Here is an 18225-nt window from a genome sequence, read left to right as displayed (position 1 = left end):
TATTGGCCTGAATATCGGATTAAACCGACCTCTTTCGGCGGGCATGAACAGCATCGCGGTGCCTGACCCGGTCGAATTCACCCTATCCATTGATCCGGCAGGCTATTCTGTGATCGATGGCGCGGCGGAAACGCTCACCGTGGGTGTGACAAGCCCGGCAGAATATGCAGTCGGCTCCCCCTACACGGTAAACGTTTCGGGCATCTCAGACGGGCCCGTGCTGGTAACGCAGCCACCGATCAGCGGCCAACCGGAAACCAATGCGGCATTAACGGCACCGTTCCCGTTGTATTTCTTTACGGGAACGGACGCGCTGACGTTTCAGTGGGAACGTAACACGGGGGCCGGATGGCAAGACATTCCCGGTGCTACTAGCGCCACGCTACCCGCTGTTCTAAACGATGAGGCCGGTGATGTGCGGCGCAAAAGCACAGCGCTGGACGACAACGGCAGCCGCATTTTCATTACCGGCGCGGTTTCTGTTGCAGGCAGCTTTAGCAGCGTTCAGGACAGTCTGTTCTCAAATGGAGAAGCCGGCTTTTTCTACGACACGACGCTGGGCGAAAACTTTTACGAATCTCCAAACCTGTCATCGAATGCGCCCCCCACTGGTGCGAACGACATTGAAAGTATCCGCGACACGAGCGGGAACGACTGGCATGCCGACAAAAACGGCGGCGCCGGAGGCTATAGTACAGGTCCGGCATGGGACGGTTCAGATGCCGCCGCAGTCTTCAATGCCGACACGATTCAGGCTGCACTGGTTCCTGGCAGCCTGACAGCGTCCATGACGTTGATGTTTGCCGTAAAAGACGCGGGTAACAGCAACAGCAATGCTAACATTTTGTTTGGCCGCGACGGAACAACGTCTGATTGGTTGCTGAATTTCAGATCAACTGCAGGCACTTTCTATTCCGGTAACGTCGGCACTCCCGCCTTATACATCGATGGGGCCGAGCAAACGACGATTACAACCGGCCTGCTGGTGAACACGCTTTCTGACGGTGCCCCGCACCTGATTGAAATTAGGGACATCAACATGGTTGCGGCTGACTGGTCGTATCTGAACATCGGGTCACGAAGCATCAACGCAGTGACCGGCCTGCGCCTTTACAGCCCCGTTCTGACCTCGAATGCGGTGGCATCCGACATCGAAAACGCCCGACAATTCTGGGTCGATAACCACGGAGTGGTTCTGACATGAGTTCTATTAAACTGGGAGGCGGTCCGGCGATCGGCACCGTCTTTGACCTGAGTATCACGTCCGACGGCGTGACCAAAAACCTGACCGGAAACTGGCGTCAGCCGCCGCCAACCGCGCTTGCGGCAATTACTGCGGCCCGCACCAACCTGATGGTGGCCCCGGCAGCGATCCATTTTGAGGTCAATGTTGATGATTTCGACACGCAAGAGCCAGTTGTGGACGGTGACTTTGATCCGACGGTACATAATATCCAGTACCGCTGGAGCTTTGGCGATGCAGGAACGCAGCATTTAAGTTCGGACCTGCCCGCCGAATTGAGGGACGCAAACTCAGCTTATGGCAAGATTGTCGGCCACCTTTTCGAAACCCCGGGAAGCTATACGGTAACTTGCGAGGCTTTTGAGCCGGTCAGCGGCAAGTCTGCGGTCGCGACCACGCAGATTACGATCGCCGATCGGTCCGATGTCTTTGCGGCGCAGGACATCAACTATGTTGACCCCGACGGTCAGTTTACCGCTGCCCCTGTCGGCGCGCGACAGTTCACCTCGCTCAACGCTTTTCTGAACGAACTGGAAGCCGGAGACTACTCCACACCACAGATCGTCTATCTGCGCCGAGGTGTCTCACACCCGCTCAGCGACGTTAACTGGACAGGCAGTGCGCAAATTCCGTCTACTGTCATTATGTCGGACCCTGCCACGGGCGGTTCAAATGCCGTACTGACACCGTCGTCAAGCAACGCGGTGACGTGGCTGCTTCAGGACTGCGATCCGGCAGCGACTGCTGATCTGAGTTTTTGTCAGGTGGATTTCCAGGGTGACTGGGATACGACAACAGAAACCGGCAATTCTAAAATCGGGTTCTCGACATCCGGTAGCAACCCGCCAGACCGAACCCAGTTCGTGCGATGCAAGTTTTCGGGCTTCGGCACAGCGTTGGCCCCTTCAGGCGCGATGAACCTCGCCGTCGCAAACTGCGAATTCACCAACTGGCAGTCCTATGCGATGAATATGTCGACGATGGGCGGCCACACAATGCTGGTTGGCAATACGATCAAGCAGTCACCCACTGCCCTTGCCGGAGGCCCAAAGGTGTCGCCTGGTTTCAACGACCACGGGCCAGTGCGATGGTTTTCCTGCACCCGCCCGGTCATCCTTGGCAACCACATGGTCTCGCGCAATGGTTGGTTCGAGAACATTGACGCGTACCAGACGATACAACCTTGCGTGCGGTTTCTGACCGGCGGCGCCGGGGCCGGGGCCAACCGCTTTTGCAAAGGCAACGTTCAGGGCAACATCTTTGAGGGGGGCGAGATCGTCTTTTCTGCCTCCACGACCAATGGCGGTTCCGAAGCGGCGCTCACCTCGACCACGTTCGAGCGCAATATTGTTGTCGGGTGCTGGTTTACGCGCTATCCGCTCTATGTCCGCCACGGCGGATTTTGCACACGCAACAATCTGTTTATTCGGCCTGATGTTCTCCAACCGAACACAAGCTTTCAGACGTTTTCATTCGTGCGTTTTGCGGACCCTGACGAAAGCAACTACAATCCGCTGTCCTATCCGCAGCGTGTCGAAGGAAATACGATCATCAATCTGGCATCTGATGACAAGGCACCAAGCGGCAGCGCGAATGTGGCGGCGATCTCCGATGCGGCATCAGGTTATGCAATTACCCAACAGGCAAATTTCATACATCAGCCAAATCTCGGTACGCCAAATACACCCTATACGCTGATAGACGACACACCGCGTTTTACACCCGAATATGATGGCTACCGGTCGCGCTACCAGCGTTATCTGAGCACGTATGAGGCAGAAGCCGGCGGTGCTGTGCCCAACGGTGGCAGCTTTTCCGTGCCCTATGCGGCGATCAACCCTGCCCTGACACAGGCAGCGGTCAACGAAAATCCCATCCCGCAGCTAACACATGAAATTAAAAACGGTGGCAAGGTTTCCCAAGACAAGGTGAACGCGTCCTTTGCGTTCGACGCCAACGGCGTGATCGTGACAAACAATAGTGGCGGCACGCTTTCGGGCAGCTTTACCCTAAGTGTTCTGACGGATGATGACGCATTGATTAACTTCGAAACCGAGTTTGGCACACCAGCAGACAGTGTTTGGAACGGTCGGCCATTGGCCGGTTCGACGAACAATGGCGTCGTTACCGCGTTGGCCGGCTGGGACGATCTCAGAGGCGTTCGACGGAGCGCGACCCATTCGGCGGGGGCCATCGAAACAGCGTAAAGGTGGCCCAGCGGGCGCGATCAGACGTCAGGACGAGGCGGGGGACGTGGAGACGCGGGTGCCCCGTCTTTGCCGTCGATATCGTGCGTGAACAGCCTGAGTAGCCGGGCAGCTTCGGCATGAATATCAAAGTCTTCAACGACCTTTGCGCGCCCGGCAATTCCCATTTGCGCACGCAGTTCCCCTTTGTCCGCCAGATCGCTGATCGCGACGACCAGAGGTGCAGGATCACCCGGGCGCACGATGCGCCCATGCGTGCCGTCCTCGACCAGTTCGGCAACGCCCGCAACCGCCGTCGCAACGACGGGCACACCGCTTGCCATTGCTTCCATCAGAACGACTGGCACGCCTTCGGCAAAGGACGGCAATACAAAGACGTCCGTCTTGGACATCATTTCAGCGACCTCCGTTTGCGATTTGTAGCCGACAAATTGAACGTGATCGCCCAAGGGGGCTGCAACCTGTTCCAGTCGCGCGCGTTCCGGTCCATCCCCTACGATTACGAGCTTGATCGCTTTGTGGCGTTCGGCCAACGACCCCATCGCCTCGAGAAGTATGTCGATGCCTTTGACCGGCGCGAGGCGTCCTACGAACATCAGCTGAAGGCTTTTTGACTCCTCAGTGCGTTTCTGTGGTGTGTACGCCGCTGGATCGATGCCGCAGTGGATGATCCGGATTTTGTGCCAATCGGCCGGGTCAGACAGAAACATGAGCTGACTGCGCGCAAAATAGCTGATGGTCGAAACAAAACGCGCACGGGCTGTCTTTTCGCGCAAGGACCACCGCTTTGGCTCGAAAAGATCAGCGGGGCCGTGCAAGGTAAAGCTAAACGGAATGCCGGTCAGTTCAGAGGCCAACATCGATACCGTTGCAGAACCACCGATAAAATGGTTGTGGATGGCGTCAACTTTTTGCGCTTCAAGATATTGCGCAAGTACGGTGGCCTCGAAGAAATATGCAATCTGAAGCAGATGGGCACGCACACCCGTCGCCCGCGTCGAAAAGGCCAGTTTCATGGTTGACCAATACCGTTTCGGATCACGAAAAAGGCGCGCCTGAGCAGACAGAAATGTCATCGGGTTGCGTGCTGCGCGCAGCACGTAAAATGTTGTGGCCGCTGCGTGCTTTTCAGACGGGCCGGGATGTTGCTCTGGCGGGGTTTGCCGGATCGCGCAGGTCAGCACATCCGCGCCCAAACCGCGAAGCGCTTCGATCTCGCGCAGAATGAAGGTGAGCGAGACCTCTGGAAAGTTCCCGGTCAGATACGCGATGCGCGGTGTTTTTTGCGCAACATCCGTTTGTGAAGATTTGTCGGATGTCATGATCTTTTCAGCATTCTCTTTAGGCGTTCCGCCGGGGCCACGGGCTTTATTGTGCTGTAATCCGGTGCGACCAGCCGCGATCGTTCTGGCAATTGTGGCTCATCGAATGTTGTGGTCAAAGCTTGGGAGTTTCCATCAGGGCCAGCGGCCTGAACCGCCAGTGTCAATTCGGTCAGATGAAGGTGGAACGCGGCACTGGGAAAATGGGGGCGGTCATTTTTGATGGCGTCGGCAAGCTCTGCCAGCCCGATCGCTTTATCCTGCTGACCGCGCTGCGACGCTTTCCAGCGCGCAAACGGGCCGCCTTGAGGGCGCACTGGTGCGGTGCCGCCTGGCGGGGGCGTGTCGATCAAAGGCACCTTGCCCCCCCCTACGCCCGTGAAACGCTGAAGCAAAGTGCTATCCCGAACAACGCGCAGGTTGCGCGCCTTGAGTGGTACTTCCGAAAACGGCTCCAGCCGCACCGGGCTGCGATAATCGCGATAACTGTCAGCCTCCAGAACGCCCTTGTTGCCGATAATGCGCATCCGGTGATCCGTTGGCGCCGCAATGGAACAGGTGATGCGCCCCACAACGCCACTGGCAAAATCCAGACAGGCCACTGAGAAATCTGGCGTATCGTCAGGCGATAGCGGTTCACTCGTCTTGTCCGGCAAAGTGGCTTTCGAAAAAGCCGTTACGTTTCGAACGGGCCCAAAAATCGCGCACATCCACGTCAGGTGGTATCCGATATGTTCCCAAGTGCATCCCATTTCATATTCATGCAGATACGGCCAAGGTGCCCCCGAACGCGAGCGCCAGTTTTCTGGCTGAAGCAGATAGACCGGGTTGTCGTCGAATTCTGCGTAGACCACGCGAACATCGCCAACTGCACCGTCATCGACTGCCTTCCATAGCGTTTGTACGGTCGCCGAAAGCGCATTGGACGGAGCCGCGGAAAACCGCAATCCACGCTCGTCAGCGAGCGCAACAAGTTCCGCCGCTTCCTGCAGTGTCATGGCCACCGGCTTTTCCGAGTAAACATGTTTGCCTGCGCGCAAGGCGGCCCGGCTGACCTCGACATGGCTTTCGATTGAAGTGAAATTTGCGACAATGATGATGCTACTGTCAGACAACATTTCGTTTGCATCAGTATATAATTTGCAGCCGTAGAATTCAGCGACCTGCTGCGCGCGCGCGGTATCCCTGTCATACACACCGGCAATCTCGACACCCGGATGCTGGTTCTCCGTCGTCATGTAATGGTCAAAGACATACCCGCAGCCGATGACACCGATTTTCACGTCAAAGCCTCCCACGCGGTGCGCGCCTCGTCTATTAGTTGCATAACCTCAAGGCTCTGGTCCAATGGCATTTCCTCAGCTTCTGGCGCGCCATTGCGAATGCACTCGTGCATGGCCTTGGCTTGGTAGTGATACCCGTTGCCTTGCAATCGCACATCAAGCCGCTGGCTCTTGAGCCGCTTGCGCAGTCTCTGAATTGAGCCGGACAGGCGCAATCCGAATTGGCTTTCCCGCAGCCCTTCCATCTTGCGTGGTGCACCGCGACCGCCCGCTTGGGTTGGGCTTGTGGGCACCAACACGGCCCCGGTCGGCCGGTAGATCGGACCCTCAAGGTGCAGGGTCGCCTTGGTTCCTGCTATGAACGCACCCTCATCACCAAGACAACGTAAACTGGACCGTACCGTCGACAAAGCGCCGTTTTGGTGGCGCAGAACGAGCACGCTCTCCTCATCGACACCCGTCTGCCCGATCTGGGCCACGGGAAGCATCTCGTCAACCGGCCCCAAGAAATGGCGCGCCAGCGACAGTGGATAAACGCCGCGGTGCAACAGAGCACCACCACCCAGGGCTTTATCAAAAAGGTTACTCTGCTCACTTGGAAGGTTCGCGGCCATAAAACGCGCGTCAAAGCACCGAACCTCGCCCAACTCCCCCGCTGCAATCAGTTTGCTTGCCACTTGGGCGAATGGCTGAAAGCGGCTCCACATTGCTTCGATACAGGGAACCTGCGCTTGCCGGGCAGCCTGTAAAACACGTGCCGCCGCAGATGCATCGACTGCAAAGGGTTTTTCCAGCAATACCGGCTTGGCAGCTTCGATTGCCATCAGCGCGTGCGGCTCGTGCAGCGCGGGTGGCGTTGCAATGTACACTGCGTCCACGTCCCCGCGCGCAACAGCGTCTGCGTAGTTCTCAGCAACATGCGGCACTGACAGGCTAGCCGCGAACCGCGCGGCGTTGTCCGGGTTGCGCGACGCGACAACATGAGCCTGCCCGCGTGCGTGCGGCAGATCACGCACAAATCTACGCGACACCTCCCCTGTCCCAAGGATTGCCCAGCGAAACGGACGCTCAGCGCTCATCCTGCGCGCCCCCTCTGCACAAGAGCGTGGCCGTGTTTAAGTATGCCGTTCGAGGTTGAGATACGCGTAAACTCCAAAGGTCTGATGCGAGCGTGCGTGCGCTTAGGGAAAGTACATACGATAAAGCCGCCACCAGCCAAAGCCGATGAGGAAAAGAAAACTCCCCATCGCGAGGGCAAGTGCAGGGCCGCCGCCCATTCCCAGCGCCAAAAGCACATCGCGCACCGGGATTACAAGCTGATGGAAGGCATAGACCGGCAAGCTCAGTCCACCCAATGTGATCATCATTCGCGCCCCTGCGCGCAAGGCCGGTCCCAGCGCTGCCCAGTTCCGGACAAGTATTAAACTGGCGCCAAGCACCGTGACGCTGAAGAACACGTAAAAGCCCTGACCGACAATAGAAACAAAAATAGAATTGCTCCGGCTGACAACCATCCCGCGCCCAGCTGTTTCGATCATCGCCGCCAAACACAGAAACGCGCCTAGCGCACCGATACCAAGCAAGGCGCGCGTCGTCTTTTGCAGGTTGTCCTGACGCGATACCCACAGGCCTACCGCCATACCGGCGCAGGCCAGTGCCGACATCTTGAACACGTTGTACCCCGCGACAAGCATCAGTCGCGGCAATTCCATGACGCTATCCTGAACCTCGCTGGGAACAACAAACGGCACCCATTGCCACAAAAGCAGGAAAATCGGGATAGCCCAGACCAGTACGACCATCGGGTCGCGGCAGCGGGCCAATCCGACCAGCCACCACCGTGCGGTGAACAGAGCAATCGCATAAAACGTCAACACGCCGTAGAACGCTTCGGCTGCGCGACGCGATGTCACCGGATTACCTTCGACCACATCCAATAGCAGGCGCGCACCTGCAATCAGGGACAAGCCTGCCAGAACAAGAACGAACGAGACCCACATTCGGCGCAACACCGCCTCTTTGCGTGTTGCAAGTACAGGCAACATGAACATGCCGACACCGAGACCAAAGACAGTTGCAAACCCCGGAGTCCCGATGCGGTAAAAGATGTTTTGAAAGCCGCCAGGGTTCTCTGACATGCCGAGAGCGAGAAAAAAACCCGGCCCCCAGTGGGAATATAGCACCGACAGCACCATAACGGCGCGCGCAATGTTCAGGCCCCAAGTACGTTGCGTCTGATCAGGCAGAACTGTGCCTTGGGTAATGGGCAGCGGCAGTGTGTCGTTTGTCGCTTGCGCCGCGGCGTCGCGCAGACTGCGCCCCTCGAGGGTGGCGCTGATGCTCGCGCGGTTGTATTTTGCCGCCTCCATCGCCAGACCTAGTTGCACGCTGCTTAGACTGTCACCGCCCAGATCGAGAAAACTCTGGTCCGGTGCAATCGCGGTACGCCCGACAACCGATTGCCAGACCTCTGCCAGGGCTTCTTCCGCATGGGAGAGTGACGCGCCTTGCGGCATCGTGCACTCTGGCGCGGCGTCTTTCTGCGGCGGGTCGTCAGCCGCCAGAGACACGAGCGTCTTTCGCTGTATTTTATCGGTTCCTGTACGCGGCAACCTTTCTAGCGCAATGACGCGAAAGGCGGCATCAGGTGGTATTCCGCGACGCTCCAAAACCACACGTGCGGCACTTTCAATCACTGAACGCAGAGGAGTAGTCTGGGCCTCTATCGCCAGCAGCACGATCTCGCCGCGTATCGCGTCCGGATATCCGGTCGCCGCAATATGGCCTGACGCTGCCGGAATGATCTTTGCAATCTCCGCTTCAAGAGTTTCGGCGGTGAGTTTCACACCAGAGACGTTGATCTGGTTGTCACGTCTGCCGAGGTAGTAAAGAACCTCTCCGCTCAGCTTGCCGTCGTCCTTTGTGGCGAGCCAGCCGTCAGCGTCAGTAAGGGATTCCAAGGTATTCCCGGCCTGCAATCTTCCAATCGCAACATGCGGCCCCTTGATCATGATTTCGCCCGTGTCGGACAGGCGAATTTGCGTCTGCCCCCGCGCTGTTCCGACAGATTCGAGATCGACAGTTGCCTCAGATCGGATATCCAGAAACGTACTGCGCGATGCCTCGGTCAGACCATAGTGCTGGAGAATGCGGGCATTTGGAAAAAGCCGCGCCATCGCCGCCTTATCCGGTCCGGACATGTACTGACTGCCGATCTCAATCCAGCGCACGTTCTTTCCCGCAGCGCCGATCGCTTCGGGCGCATCGACGACGATCTTCCACAGGCTGGGCACTGCAGAGATCGCGTTGATCTCACCTGCTTCCAGCATCCGGCGAATTTCCGCCGGATTGAACCTTTCGGGCAAATAAACTGCACCACCTGCCGCCGACACGGCACGCGCGCGGCCCAAGCCAAAGGAGTATGTAACCGGGACACCGACGTACTCTTTGATGTCTGCTGTGACCGCCATTGCATCGTTGAGACGCGTAACCACATCGGCGAGATTGCGGTGGCTCAGCACGATGGCCTTTGGTGCGCCTTCCGTACCGGAAGTAAAGACGATCTGAGCGGGCGCCTCGGAATAGCTTGGGGTATGGTCAAACCGACCCCACCCCCGTTTCTGGTCTGCCGCCGGCGGCAACTCGTGCCGAATAACGTCGATATCGAAGTCCGACAACGACGCATCACCACGGCTGATCGCAAAAACCTCTTTCGCCGCGTAGCAATCAAATACGGCTTCAAGAAAGTCGAGGCTGTTGCTGCCCGGTATTTCGGTGACCCGACCGTTGGGAATGGCCGTCATCTGTCACGCTCCCAGAGCGGCGCTTTGGCTTCCTCGATCTCGGCCACTGCGCGCGACTTGCCGACCATCAATGCCCGCCTCTGGTAGCGACGGATAAAGTCGCGCAACTCGGTGTCATCATGTTGCGGCGCACCCCGGAGCATGGCGCCAAAATAGCCCTGCAACGTAGCCAAACCGCCCAGTATGTAGGGCGGGTGTCGCATACGATTGACCGCAGTTGCGATAAAATACAAAGGGTCAGACCCCATGTAATACTGACCGGACCCATGCCGCCTGCGGCCTGTGTAGATACTGACCTGACTTGATCCCATAGGACGCAGATGTTCGAACTGCAATTCGGTGTCGGGCCAGCTAACTGCCATCCACCCAAGTTTTCTGGCCGTGTGGCAATCTATGCCGTCCCACATTACCGCGCGGACGAAACCGCCAATCTGCTGGAAACATTCCCGCCTGTAAAACTTGGTCATCCCCACCGACATTTCATCGCCACACTTTTCCGGAATTTTCTGGCCTGAGGGTGACAGAAAATACGGTTTGCCCGAACAGGTACCGATCCTTGGGTTTGCCTCCATCCGGTTCATCAGTTCGGCAAAGTAAGTCGGCGGCAAATCAAGATCGAGATCAAGCTTGCACAAATATGCAAAGTCGGCGAGTGCCACCGTGTCGAGCCCAAAGTAAAATGCCTCGATCACGCCCGGCCCCACGGCACGGTGTCCGCGATCGGGTTTGTCTAGGATCTTTATCCAAGCATGCTGTGCTGCATATTCGGCAAGGATATCACCGGTTTCATCAGTCGAACCGTCATTGACGATAACCCACAGCGACGGCGGTTCCGTTTGCGCCACAACGCTGTTCAACGTGCGCCGCATGTATTCGGCTTCGTTTCGGCAAGGCGAAACAACAACGTAGGATCGCAACGCGGACATCAAACCAAGCTTTCGGGCTACCAGAACTCTCTGCGTTGTTGCAAAACCCATTGCGCTTTGGCAAGGGTGCGCACTCAGAAAGCAAACAATCATACCACGCTGTGACACGATCACGCTGAATTGTGGTTATATTGCCAACACCGGCCACAATATGTGATGTCAGTCTCGCATGCCCTCGCTGGAAAGAAACAATATGACCCTTCTGACCGCCATTCAAAACCAAAGCGCTCACGTGGGGGTTATCGGCTTGGGCTATGTCGGCCTGCCGCTTGCCGTCACAGCGGCTGCCCGCGGGTTTGCCGTCACCGGGTTTGACGTTGATCCGGGCAAGATCGAGCGGCTCGACAAGGGCGAAAGCTATATCGATGCAGTTTCCGATGGCGCATTGGCCGAAGTCGTTGCTGCCGAGCGCTTTGGTTGGAGTACGGACTTCTCGCGCCTCAGCCAATGCAGCGTCATTGTGATCTGCGTACCCACACCCTTGAACCAACAAAAAGAACCCGATCTTTCCTATGTCGAGCAAACGGCGCGGGAGATCGCAGGACATCTACGACCAGAAACACTCGTTGTGCTGGAATCGACAACCTTTCCCGGCACGACGCAAGATGTGCTGGCGCCATTACTTGAACTGAGCGGTCTGACGGTCGGAGAAGCGGTTTTTGTGGCCTACTCGCCGGAGCGTGAAGACCCCGGCAACACCTCGTTCAACACCTCTACCATCCCTAAAATCGTGGCCGGCGACGGGCCCTTGGCGGGTGATCTGGCCGAAGCATTCTATACCCGTGTCGTTGACCGTGTGGTGCGCGTCCCCAACACACGCACGGCAGAAGCCATCAAGATTACCGAGAATGTCTTTCGCGCCGTTAACATCGCGATGGTCAATGAACTCAAACTTGTATTCGATGCCATGGATATCGATGTGTGGGACGTCATCGACGGCGCGGCGACCAAGCCTTTTGGTTTTATGCCATTCTATCCGGGGCCGGGTCTTGGCGGGCACTGCATCCCAATCGATCCGTTCTATTTGGCGTGGAAGGCACGCAGCTATGATGTGCCAACACGGTTCATCGAATTGGCCGGAGAGATCAATACGGCCATGCCACACCACGTGATTGATCGCACCCGCGAAGTGTTGGATCGCGCCCGCGGGATCGGTCTGTCGCGTGCCAAGGTGCTGCTGGTGGGGGTAGCATACAAGAAAAACGTGTCGGACATGCGCGAAAGTCCGGCGATGAAACTGATGCAATTGTTGGATGACGCGGGAGCAGAAGTTGCGTTTCTAGACCCTCATGTGCCCGACATTCCGCCGATGCGTGAATATGGCCAATTCACTTCGCGTAAATCTCTCCACGCCGACGAAGTCGTTCGTGGCGAATTTGATGCCGTTCTGATCGCCACGGATCACGACAAAATCGACTACAGCCGCCTGCTGGAGCTTGATTGTCCGGTCATCGACACGCGTAACGCCATCGCACGACGTGGGCTGCCATTAAATCGGGTTACAAAGGTATAGGCACCAAACCTCTGTGCGGGCGATGTGCTTCACCTTTGTGTTATTCGTCATTAACGAATTCAAAAAGAGTCGCCATTGCTGACGTTTTGAGCCATAATCCGTTATCGAAAACCGAGAACGGCACAGATTCGTTTAATAGTTACAAAGGGTTTACCAGATGTCGATGACCGATACGCCTGCCAACCGGCTGGCCGGATTTTCAGGATTATTCAGCTGGGGAATGTTTTGGCTGGCGGTGGCAACAGTTGGTGCCTGCCTGTTTTTCATCGATGGTGTTGATGCGCTTTTGGTGGCTTGGCAACTGCCTGAATACAGCCACGGACCGCTGATACCTGTCCTGTCTGCTTTGCTGTTCCTTCGCCAACTCAAAGAAGTTCCGGTCAACCCAGGTGCGGTGCCGGATCGCTGGCCCGGATTGCTGTTGCTGCTCGTTGCCCTCGGTTTTGGCGCATTAGGACGGTTGTCGAACATCGACGATATCGTGGCTTACGCAACTATTCTGTGGGTGGGTGCAATTTTGCTGATCAGCTTTGGCTGGTCTACGGGCAAACACTTCTGGCCACCGGTTTTGCATCTGGTTTATATGCTGCCCCTGCCAGGTGTGCTCTATTACAAACTGTCGACGTTCTTGCAGTTCATCTCCTCCGAGTTGGGCGTATGGTTTCTGAAGCTACTCGCCGTCCCGGTGTTTCTGGACGGCAATATTATCGACCTCGGCACGCTCAAGCTGCATGTAGCAGAGGCTTGCTCTGGCTTGCGCTACCTGTTCCCGATCCTGTCCTTTTCATACATCTTCGCAGTCCTTTACAAAGGTCCGATGTGGCACAAGGCCGTTCTTTTGCTGGCTGCAGCACCAATAACAGTACTGATGAATTCTGTGCGCATCGCTGTCGCGGGCGTTCTGGCGGATCGTTTCGGCACGGAGTGGCTGGAAGGGTTCACGCACTTCTTCGAAGGCTGGGTCATCTTTATCTCGTGCATCCTGATCCTCTTCCTTCTGGCGCGGATCATGCTCTACTTTAACCCGCAAAAAATGACCCTTGTCGACGCGCTCGACCTCGAAACTGACGGTTTGGGTACGCAGTTCATGCGACTGAAGTACGTACAGGCTTCGACGGCCATGATCGCTGCCGCCGTTATCACGATGGGCGCTGTGTTTGCCTGGCAGGCACTGCCGCAGCGCGGACAGGCCGAAATCGAACGCGACGGATTTGTTTTGTTTCCTCGTCAGCTTGGCGAATGGCAGCAAAGCGGACCGCGGCAGATGTTGTCACCGGGCGTAGAGCGTATTCTGGGGGCCGACGATTACCACCAGATCGATTTGCGGCGCTCGGTGTCCGAGCCTTCGGTAGAACTTTTTATGGCGTGGTACGAAGACCAGAGCAGAGGTGGCGTTCATTCGCCCGAGATCTGCCTGCCCGGCGGGGGCTGGGAAATCGCGTGGCTGGAACGCACAGACATGTCTGAGCAGCTTCAGGTTGCTGATTTCAACATCAACCGTGCAATCATCCAAAAAGACGAAACGCGCATGATGGTGTATTATTGGTTCGAGCAAAAAGGCCGGCACATCGCCTGGGATTTTGCCGCCAAGTTCTACCTGATGATCGATGGTATTTCGACCGGTCGGACCGATGGCGCCTTGGTGCGTTTGACAACACGGATTGGCGCCGACGAAACCGACGCCGCCGCAGAAGCACGACTGTTCGACGTGCTGCAAAACCTCGAAGGTCCGCTGCCGCGCTTTATACCCGAAAGCTGAGCGACTGCGCGATCGGAGCGTCGGATGATACAAGCTGGTGCACTGCTCCTTTTGCGCGGAGCCTTGCCGCGCGGCGCGACAAAGGCCTACCGAATTCGTCCTGTGATCTGCTAAGGCTTTGACAGCGACAGACGAAGGATGGGCGATGTCAGGCAATTATCTGCAGATCAACCGCGATATTTGGGATGCCGAAGCGCCCCAATGGGTCGCTGCCGGAGAAAGGCTATGGGCAGCGGATACCCCTGAATGGGGGAATTGGGGAGAGGCGGAAAACAAGCTGAGGATGTTGCCCTACGACATGTCATCCATGGAAGCGATCGAGCTTGGGTGCGGCACCGGTTATGTGAGCGGCTGGATGGCGCGTCGGGGCGCAAAAGTAACGGCGATCGACGTCGCGCCAGCGCAACTGGCGACGGCGCGACGTCTGGCCGACGCGTACGACGCAAACATCACCTTTATCGAAGGAAATGCGGAACAGACCGGATTGCCCGACGCAACTTTTGATTTCGCAATATCCGAATACGGCGCGGCGATCTGGTGTCCACCAGAAACGTGGCTGCGCGAAGCGTGGCGCCTGCTGCGCCCGGGCGGGCGTCTTGTCTTTTTAGGCAACCACCCGCTAGCGATCATCTGCTCGCCACTGGACGGAGCGCCGTGCGACACCCAGTTGCACCGCCCCTACGCGGGGTTTCGCGGCGCTGACTGGACGCAGGTCGAGATTGACCCGCACGGTATCTGTTTCAATCTCACCATCTCGGGCTGGATGGATTTGTTCAGCGAGATCGGTTTTTCAGTAACGCGGTATCAGGAAATCTTTGCCCCCGACTGGGCAGACGACATACGCGGGTCGGTGCCTGCGGCTTGGGCCAAGCTCTATCCCGTCGAACAGGTCTGGCATTTGCAAAAGCCCGCGTGAGCCAAAGCTGACAGCGCCGTCATGTCCGGCTTTTTGCCTCCCTTATCGGCTTTCGTTCGTTGAGAACCGCAGTGAATTCGATCTCTGTCACGCGCAAGTCACTGGTCTGGCTTGCGGGTGTTTGCATGAGGCTAAGACGCAAGCTCGTGCAGGTCTGATCAAATGGGTTATCGGCTGCGAACTAAGCATTTTCGCACTATTGTGATACCGTAGCACCGCGCCATTTGCGAAACTTTTTGTTCGGAAAATGGCGCTGAAACTGGGCTTGAAACCGACAACGCCGCAAAAGGCAGCAGGGCGATTGATTCATCCGCCTGTCTGGGTGCCGACGGCCAAGGGCACCATCCCGCCGGCTACCGCCGCAGCAGACCCCGCCGATGACCCCCCTGGCGTATGCCCTGGATTGTGCGGATACACGTTCGGCTGGGACGCAGAAACGCCAGTTCAGTCGTGACTGTTTTGCCAAGTACAAACGCACCGGCTTCTTCCAGTTTGCGAACAACCTCGGCGTCCGCGTCGGGCATGCGTCCGGCATCAAGACTGCACCCGTTTTCAGTTGGACTACCTTGGGTATCGATCAAGTCCTTGACACCGATCGGCAGACCAAACGATGGCCCCAACGGCGCCCCTTGGTCGCGTTTTGCGTCGGGGGCTTCTGCGGCATCAAGCGCGCCTTTCTCGTCAAGCCATTCCCATACCTGGATAACAGGTTCGCGCGCGCGGGTGGCTGCCAGACACGCCTCGGTCACGGCTACAACAGTGAGTTTGCCTTCGGCCATTTTGTGCCGAAGCTCGCGCGCTGGCATATGGCGCACAAGCTCGCTCACAAAGTTAACTCGCGATGGTAGCGGCCAATTTGCCCAATGCGACATATTCCGTTTATTTCAGATCAAAGCCCTTATCGCGGACAAACGCACCGAAGTCTGCCCTTTCCGGTCGGCTGTATTGCCGTACTTTGTCTTGTGACCAGCAATACGTCTCGCTCTTGCCAAAAGTGTCTACATACCGCTGTTTTTCATAAGGTTGGGCGGCCGCCCTTTCAGCATCGTAAGAGGAGACGGCAGTTGCCAAATCATCCTCGCCATATTTGTCATAGTGCACCGTAGACCGCAGCGGTAACCGTTTGGATATCTCTGGCGCTTTTGCCGGAAAACCGATTGCAAGGCCTGCCAGAGGAAAGACGTGATCTGGCAAGCCCAAGATTTCGGACACTGCAGATGCTTGGTTGCGAATGGCGCTTATCGGGCAACAGCCCAATCCAATCGCCTCCGCCGACGTAACGAACGCGCCCAGAGCGATGGCAGCATCGGCGGTTGCATTAAAAAATGCATCCAGATGATCATTGGCAAAAGCAACATCGTGCCAGTCGTGAAGTAGCCTTTGGCGCCGGTTGTTGCCGCAAAAAACGACAAGGGCGGGTGCGGCAGCAACCCATGGCTGACCAGAGATCAGACGCGCAATTTCCGCCCGCTTGTTCTGCTGTTGCAGAATGATGATGTCGCGCTGTTGAAGGTCGCTTTTTGTGGGTGAGGCCAGCGCAATACTGGACAGAGCGTGGAGCCAAGCGAGAGGAACTTCGCGGTCGGTGAAACTGCGACACGAACCTCGACCAGCCATGGAAGACAAAAGCGCGGGCACTGGTAGATCAGCAGGGAGTTTCGGCATGTCGTCAAAGCGAGCGCGGAGTAAGTCGCCGAGGTCACGATCGGTAGGCTTGGGATCGGTCATAGGCGCACCTGTCTGAACTTGTGAAAATTTTTCTTACCATAAGTGAAAGTAATTCTCTTATTTATTAAGCTTATCTTTATGCTGTATTGTCTCATTGCAACGTCCTTTTCACAGAAAGGTACTCCACAGTGCCGTCTCCCAGCTTGAAAGTCACCATCGCGCGCAGCGGCAATGCACAAGACGTTTTTGACGTACCCGCGCAAGACAATCAAACGGTGCTCGACGTTGTTTCCTGGGTCCAGCAGCATGCCGACCCGACACTCAGTTACCGGTTCGCATGCCGTGTGGGCATGTGCGGCAGTTGCGCCATGATGGTCAACGGATTGCCACGGTGGACGTGTCGGACACATGTCTCAAAAGTGCTTTGCGATGGGGAAATAGAGATCGCACCGTTACGCAATTTACCCGTCATCAAAGACTTGGTGGTGGATATGGACCCATTCTTTGACAAGTGGGTTGCTGCGGAGGCAGTGCACCACAACAGCCAAACCCGTGACGACCCGATTGCGCAGGTGGATGAACAAACACCGCAAAGAGTGACGGCAAATGCTGGCATCGAATGCATCAACTGCGCGGTATGCTACGCCGCCTGCGATACGGTCGCTGCCAACCCTGATTATCTGGGACCGGCGGCGCTCCAACGCGCGTGGACGTTGATCAACGATGAAAAAGATGAAGGGCGCGCGGAGATTTTGAACGCGGTCAGCGGCGCAGGCGGGTGTCATAACTGCCACTCCATCGGCTCCTGCACTGCTTACTGCCCGAATGAGCTGGACCCGCTCTCCGCTATCGCGGGGCTAAAACGGGAAACCGTAAAAAACCTTTTCGGGAAGCGTCGATAATGCTGGGACCATATCTTTATTTGCTGCAGCGGATCACCGCGCTGATCATGGCACCTTTGGTTTTAGGGCACCTGTCGGTGATGATTTACGCGATACAAGGCGGCCTGAGCGCCGGCGAAATTCTTGGTCGCACGCAAGGGTCAATCGCGTGGTTCCTATTCTACGGGCTTTTCGTGCTCGCTGTCGCAATACACGGGGCGATAGGTTTGCGCGCCATTGTCGGTGAGTGGGCAGGTCTGCGCGGCAAACCGCTGGAGGTGTTGATGTGGTCGTCGGGTTTGATCTTGTTCGGGATGGGAGCACGGGCCGTCTGGGCCGTGACATTCGCATGAAGGCCGCGCGAGGTATCACATCACGGGCGCATCCGCTCTGGCTGGCTTATATCCTGCACAGGGTGTCTGGTCTTTTGCTCGCTCTGTTCCTGCCCCTGCATTTCTGGGTTCTGTCATTGGCCCTGACGGACCCGGCCCGATTGGATGGCTTCCTGAACCTGACGGAAAATGCCGTTGTCAAACTGGCCGAGGTCGGGTTGGTATTTCTGCTTGCAGTGCACATGTTCGGCGGTTTGCGTCTCATCGCGCTCGAATGGTTACCTTGGTCTGCATCGCAGAAGTCTCTGGCTGCAGGTTCGGCTGCCCTTTCTTTTGCGGTTGCCACCCTCTTTCTCATCAAGGCCATCTGAC

The 18225-nt window shown here is 57.0% G+C and carries 15 protein-coding genes and 1 pseudogene; 8 read left to right on the top strand and 8 right to left on the bottom strand.

What is annotated here, in order from left to right:
* The first annotated feature begins 43 nt into the window (after window positions 1-43).
* Window positions 44-1204, top strand: coding sequence for a hypothetical protein (locus AC2D8V_RS03215; RefSeq protein WP_484732068.1), 1161 nt, complete (start codon window positions 44-46; stop codon window positions 1202-1204).
* The gene (locus AC2D8V_RS03210) at window positions 1201-3450 is read left to right on the top strand and encodes a PKD domain-containing protein (RefSeq protein WP_484732067.1); all 2250 of its coding nucleotides are present in this window, start codon (window positions 1201-1203) and stop codon (window positions 3448-3450) included. The genes AC2D8V_RS03215 and AC2D8V_RS03210 overlap by 4 nt, the downstream gene beginning before the upstream one ends.
* A 20-nt stretch (window positions 3451-3470) precedes the next feature.
* On the opposite strand, the gene AC2D8V_RS03205 is transcribed toward AC2D8V_RS03210, so the two are convergent.
* The 5 genes from AC2D8V_RS03205 to AC2D8V_RS03185 all read right to left on the bottom strand — a co-directional run bounded on the left by AC2D8V_RS03205 (window position 3471) and on the right by AC2D8V_RS03185 (window position 10835).
* Window positions 3471-4772 (bottom strand): glycosyltransferase family 4 protein, encoded by a 1302-nt coding sequence (locus AC2D8V_RS03205; protein ID WP_484732066.1) that lies wholly within the window; start codon window positions 4770-4772, stop codon window positions 3471-3473.
* Window positions 4769-6070, bottom strand: a complete 1302-nt coding sequence (locus tag AC2D8V_RS03200) for a Gfo/Idh/MocA family protein (protein WP_484732065.1) — start codon at window positions 6068-6070, stop codon at window positions 4769-4771. The genes AC2D8V_RS03205 and AC2D8V_RS03200 overlap by 4 nt, the downstream gene beginning before the upstream one ends.
* Window positions 6052-7134, bottom strand: coding sequence for a Gfo/Idh/MocA family protein (locus AC2D8V_RS03195; protein WP_484732064.1), 1083 nt, complete (start codon window positions 7132-7134; stop codon window positions 6052-6054). Before AC2D8V_RS03195 ends, AC2D8V_RS03200 begins: the two co-directional genes overlap by 19 nt.
* Window positions 7135-7236: 102 nt before the next feature.
* A complete protein-coding gene (locus AC2D8V_RS03190) occupies window positions 7237-9858 on the bottom strand; it encodes an AMP-binding protein (RefSeq protein WP_484732063.1) in 2622 nt (873 codons plus the stop codon).
* Window positions 9855-10835: a glycosyltransferase family 2 protein gene (locus AC2D8V_RS03185; protein ID WP_484732062.1), complete on the bottom strand. Its 981-nt coding sequence runs from the start codon at window positions 10833-10835 to the stop codon at window positions 9855-9857. The genes AC2D8V_RS03190 and AC2D8V_RS03185 overlap by 4 nt, the downstream gene beginning before the upstream one ends.
* A gap of 142 nt (window positions 10836-10977) precedes the next feature.
* Between AC2D8V_RS03185 and AC2D8V_RS03180 the strand changes: the two genes are divergently transcribed.
* From AC2D8V_RS03180 to AC2D8V_RS03170, 3 genes are all read left to right on the top strand, one after another.
* Window positions 10978-12297 carry a nucleotide sugar dehydrogenase gene (locus AC2D8V_RS03180; RefSeq protein ID WP_484732061.1) on the top strand — a complete coding sequence of 440 codons (1320 nt, stop codon included), beginning with the start codon at window positions 10978-10980 and terminating at the stop codon, window positions 12295-12297.
* A 157-nt stretch (window positions 12298-12454) separates the two neighbouring features.
* A complete protein-coding gene (gene xrtD / locus AC2D8V_RS03175; RefSeq protein ID WP_484732060.1) occupies window positions 12455-14056 on the top strand; it encodes a VPLPA-CTERM-specific exosortase XrtD in 1602 nt (533 codons plus the stop codon).
* Between the two features lie 145 nt (window positions 14057-14201).
* Window positions 14202-14972: a class I SAM-dependent methyltransferase gene (locus AC2D8V_RS03170; RefSeq protein ID WP_484732059.1), complete on the top strand. Its 771-nt coding sequence runs from the start codon at window positions 14202-14204 to the stop codon at window positions 14970-14972.
* Window positions 14973-15278: 306 nt separating this feature from the next.
* On the opposite strand, the gene AC2D8V_RS03165 is transcribed toward AC2D8V_RS03170, so the two are convergent.
* The 3 genes and pseudogenes from AC2D8V_RS03165 to AC2D8V_RS03155 form a co-directional block, all read right to left on the bottom strand.
* Entirely contained in the window at window positions 15279-15389 is a 111-nt protein-coding gene (locus AC2D8V_RS03165) for an amidase family protein (protein ID WP_484732058.1), read from the bottom strand.
* A 26-nt stretch (window positions 15390-15415) separates the two neighbouring features.
* A pseudogene (locus tag AC2D8V_RS03160) lies at window positions 15416-15751 on the bottom strand (amidase family protein); the annotation flags it as partial.
* 100 nt (window positions 15752-15851) lie between these two features.
* Window positions 15852-16700, bottom strand: a complete 849-nt coding sequence (locus AC2D8V_RS03155) for a nitroreductase family protein (protein ID WP_484732057.1) — start codon at window positions 16698-16700, stop codon at window positions 15852-15854.
* Window positions 16701-16828: 128 nt separating this feature from the next.
* Here AC2D8V_RS03155 and AC2D8V_RS03150 point away from each other — a divergent pair, with 128 nt between their 5' ends.
* The 3 genes from AC2D8V_RS03150 to sdhC are packed head-to-tail and all read left to right on the top strand — an operon-like array spanning window position 16829 to window position 18224.
* Window positions 16829-17542, top strand: a complete 714-nt coding sequence (locus AC2D8V_RS03150) for a succinate dehydrogenase/fumarate reductase iron-sulfur subunit (RefSeq protein WP_484732056.1) — start codon at window positions 16829-16831, stop codon at window positions 17540-17542.
* The gene (locus AC2D8V_RS03145; RefSeq protein ID WP_484732055.1) at window positions 17542-17874 is read left to right on the top strand and encodes a succinate dehydrogenase; all 333 of its coding nucleotides are present in this window, start codon (window positions 17542-17544) and stop codon (window positions 17872-17874) included. Before AC2D8V_RS03150 ends, AC2D8V_RS03145 begins: the two co-directional genes overlap by 1 nt.
* The gene (gene sdhC, locus AC2D8V_RS03140; RefSeq protein ID WP_484732054.1) at window positions 17871-18224 is read left to right on the top strand and encodes a succinate dehydrogenase, cytochrome b556 subunit; all 354 of its coding nucleotides are present in this window, start codon (window positions 17871-17873) and stop codon (window positions 18222-18224) included. Before AC2D8V_RS03145 ends, sdhC begins: the two co-directional genes overlap by 4 nt.
* Window position 18225 lies beyond the last annotated feature (1 nt).

Source organism: Roseobacter sp. YIN89, assembly GCF_057219365.1.
The sequence above is the reverse complement of the archived record's forward strand: the minus strand, read 5'-3'. Positions and strand labels throughout refer to the sequence as shown.

Bases quoted from the DNA above. Each gene is read 5' to 3' on its own strand.
- AC2D8V_RS03155 (WP_484732057.1), bottom strand. From the start codon at position 16,700: ATGACCGATCCCAAGCCTACCGATCGTGACCTCGGCGACTTACTCCGC.
- AC2D8V_RS03190 (WP_484732063.1), bottom strand. From the start codon at position 9,858: ATGACGGCCATTCCCAACGGTCGGGTCACCGAAATACCGGGCAGCAAC.
- sdhC (WP_484732054.1), top strand. From the start codon at position 17,871: ATGAAGGCCGCGCGAGGTATCACATCACGGGCGCATCCGCTCTGGCTG.
- AC2D8V_RS03215 (WP_484732068.1), top strand. From the start codon at position 44: ATGAACAGCATCGCGGTGCCTGACCCGGTCGAATTCACCCTATCCATT.
- xrtD (WP_484732060.1), top strand. From the start codon at position 12,455: ATGTCGATGACCGATACGCCTGCCAACCGGCTGGCCGGATTTTCAGGA.
- AC2D8V_RS03205 (WP_484732066.1), bottom strand. From the start codon at position 4,772: ATGACATCCGACAAATCTTCACAAACGGATGTTGCGCAAAAAACACCG.
- AC2D8V_RS03170 (WP_484732059.1), top strand. From the start codon at position 14,202: ATGTCAGGCAATTATCTGCAGATCAACCGCGATATTTGGGATGCCGAA.
- AC2D8V_RS03185 (WP_484732062.1), bottom strand. From the start codon at position 10,835: ATGGGTTTTGCAACAACGCAGAGAGTTCTGGTAGCCCGAAAGCTTGGT.
- AC2D8V_RS03195 (WP_484732064.1), bottom strand. From the start codon at position 7,134: ATGAGCGCTGAGCGTCCGTTTCGCTGGGCAATCCTTGGGACAGGGGAG.
- AC2D8V_RS03210 (WP_484732067.1), top strand. From the start codon at position 1,201: ATGAGTTCTATTAAACTGGGAGGCGGTCCGGCGATCGGCACCGTCTTT.
- AC2D8V_RS03180 (WP_484732061.1), top strand. From the start codon at position 10,978: ATGACCCTTCTGACCGCCATTCAAAACCAAAGCGCTCACGTGGGGGTT.
- AC2D8V_RS03145 (WP_484732055.1), top strand. From the start codon at position 17,542: ATGCTGGGACCATATCTTTATTTGCTGCAGCGGATCACCGCGCTGATC.